Raw genomic sequence first — 214 nt, forward strand, 5'->3', positions numbered from 1 at the left:
ACGATAGAATTGCGCGAAGGCCTGGTAGGCGCCGACGAGGCCGGTCCCGAGGCAGAGCAGCGGCAGCGATGCATAAAAGATCCCGAGCGCCCCCAGGAGGCCGCCGAGGGTTCCCAGCACGGCGCCCGCCACGAAGCCGATCCTTCGTCCCACGCGGGCCATCCACAGGGATGCCGGGGCGATGCCGATCGCCGTGCCGAGGAACATGGCCGCC

The 214-nt window shown here is 70.1% G+C and carries 1 pseudogene; it reads right to left on the reverse strand.

The features are described from left to right. A pseudogene (locus tag V5F48_RS25200) lies at positions 1-214 on the reverse strand (MFS transporter); the annotation flags it as partial.

Origin of the sequence: Xanthobacter autotrophicus ATCC 700552 (assembly GCF_043194565.1) — a bacterium.
Classification (GTDB): domain Bacteria; phylum Pseudomonadota; class Alphaproteobacteria; order Rhizobiales; family Xanthobacteraceae; genus Xanthobacter; species Xanthobacter autotrophicus_F.